The sequence below is a fragment of the Flavobacterium sp. genome, from assembly GCF_043779715.1.
In the GTDB taxonomy this organism is placed as follows: domain Bacteria; phylum Bacteroidota; class Bacteroidia; order Flavobacteriales; family Flavobacteriaceae; genus Flavobacterium.
Genome location: NZ_JAYWDT010000015.1, coordinates 1 through 2,251 on the forward strand (window position 1 = coordinate 1; position 2,251 = coordinate 2,251).

At 29.6% G+C, this 2,251-nt stretch carries 2 protein-coding genes; both read right to left on the reverse strand.

Annotated features, from left to right (window positions below; genetic code table 11):
* Positions 1-552: 552 nt before the first annotated feature.
* Positions 553-1,212: a hypothetical protein gene (locus ACH2BG_RS00570; protein WP_395045796.1), complete on the reverse strand. Its 660-nt coding sequence runs from the start codon at positions 1,210-1,212 to the stop codon at positions 553-555.
* 172 nt (positions 1,213-1,384) lie between these two features.
* Entirely contained in the window at positions 1,385-2,068 is a 684-nt protein-coding gene (locus ACH2BG_RS00575; protein ID WP_395045797.1) for a hypothetical protein, read from the reverse strand.
* Between the last annotated feature and the right edge of the window lie 183 nt (positions 2,069-2,251).

Below are 2,251 nucleotides of genomic sequence, written 5' to 3' on the forward strand. Positions count from 1 at the left end.
CACTAAGGTCAAAAGCAAAGCTGTTGCCATCATTTTTATAAATGGTCAAAAGATTGTTTTCTAATTTGGTACTTTCATTGGTTTTGAACGCAATTGATTTTCCTGAGAAGGAGTTTATGCGAAGGAACATTCCTTTTTTATTCCATTACAAATAATTTTTATACCAGAAAGTTCTAGAGAAAAACAAGGCTTGTGATGAGAAGCCAATAGCACTAATTCTTCTATTTATGATAGGGTTTTCAAATGGCATAAGTTCAAAACTACCAACAATAAGACAAATTAAAGATACTACGATCAGCGAAATAAAAAACCAGTTGGCTTGTATGTTATCGAATTTAATTCTTTTCATTTTCGTTGTTTTTAAAAAAAGTGTATTGTAAATCTAAACTGAAGACGATGCAGATGGTTTTATTCAAACACGGTTTGGTTTTAGTTCGCCTCAGAGGAACACAGCGGATTATTTACTAGTAAAAATGAACATTAATCTATAATGTGAATTTATTACAAAATTCGCATTTTTGGAAAACGCCTTTTAGCAGATAGCCAGAATATTTAGTTTTGTAATCTCCATTCGTTATTCTGCAAATCGTCAAATCCTATTACTCCTTTATTTTGTTCAAAGTATATATTCTTTAAACTTGGTAATTGCCAATTCGGATTTGGAAATGGATTTGGAGTTATTTCAATTTTTCTAACTTTTGTAAAGTTTATTCCGTTTATTGATAAATTAATCAGAGATTCTGAATAGTCTAAAAATGTATTTTGAATTCCAGTTGAAAATGGAATTAATCCAATATTTGTTATAAACTTTGAATCTTGTGAAATAACAGTTGGATTTGTTTGGTAAGTTTTTGGCCATCTTTTTAAACTCAAATAAAATGAACTACTACAACAAAAATCACCATCTGCCAATAAGGTTGATTGCATTTCAATTCTTTGTTCGTCATAGTAGAAATATTTATAGGAGCCATTTACAAAATCTATTCTGCTTTCAAGTTGCTTTTCGGTTTTGTTTTTCAAAATTTTGAATTTCAATTCACCATTGTTTTGGTTTTTAAAGATCAATATTTTTCCAACCTCTGCTGAGTTAATAAATTTATCATTATCAACTTGTAAAAACTGAAAGTAAGGAAGACCGTCTCCAACTTCGGTTTTGTCGCTAGAGCAACTTAAATTTACAATTAGTACAAATAATAAAATTAACTTTTTCATAGTTTTCTTTATAACGTTTTTTTTAAACTGGTAACATACTGGTACTACAGCGGGTTTGGTATTAAATTAAGCCCTATTTTCGGATTTGCCAAGTCATCACAAATACAAAGCCAACTTCCCGTTAAGCCAATTGCCCAAATCCGTTGTAGTTGCTATTATGAACTTTGCTTTTTTACTTAATTTCGTTTTTCCATTCTGTGGCTAAAGCTTCAACATAGTCCACAAAATTTGTAATGTTGTTTATTTTATGAAAAGTATATTCTGGTTGGTTTTCTAAAAATTCTACATTGTCAAAAGAATGGTCGTGAGCAAAAAGGAATACTTCGCTATTTTTGGGATTATATAAAGTTACATCTCCGTTTGTCTCTTGAACAAAGGAAATAAAATCTTTGAATTCTATTTGTATTTTGTTTTCCTCGTTGCACATTTCTTCGTAATACCCATCCCAACCGCCAATTCCGTTCGAACATTCAGATTCGATAAACATAAAGTTTTGGTTGTTACAAAGACTTGGTTCAGGTTGGTTATAAGATTCTTGAATTCCACCAATTTCGCTTAGTAAAAGTTTATGTTCTTCTATTAAGTACAATGTGGTGTTAGGATTTTTTTCAATTTTATTCAACCAACCACAACTTAAATCACTTTTGTTAGTCCACGAAAAAAGTTTGTATGATTGATTGTTTATGTTCAAATTTAAAATTCTAGCTTGTTGTAATAATTCAGTTAAGACAGGAAAAGTATTTTGAAAGTTTTGAGATGGTTGAAGTTTATTTTCAGTTTGTAAAAAATCAACTTTATCATACTGTTTGATAAACCACGAAATGTCTTCTTTAAATGTTTCAAAATCTTCGTTCATTGTCTATTTTTTGTTTGGTTATCTTTTGGCAGCATTGCTCATAACTTATGTGTAAACGAAATAATCTTTCGCCAATACTCCCAATAAGGGCTAATAAGATATGATTTACGTTGTTTTAATTATTTCAAATGTATTAAAATTTTCTTACAAAGTTGCCAGATTTTTAGTGGTACTATGATTTAA

Coding starts and splice junctions, on each gene's coding strand:
- ACH2BG_RS00575 (WP_395045797.1), bottom strand. CDS start 2,068: ATGAACGAAGATTTTGAAACATTTAAAGAAGACATTTCGTGGTTTATC.
- ACH2BG_RS00570 (WP_395045796.1), bottom strand. CDS start 1,212: ATGAAAAAGTTAATTTTATTATTTGTACTAATTGTAAATTTAAGTTGC.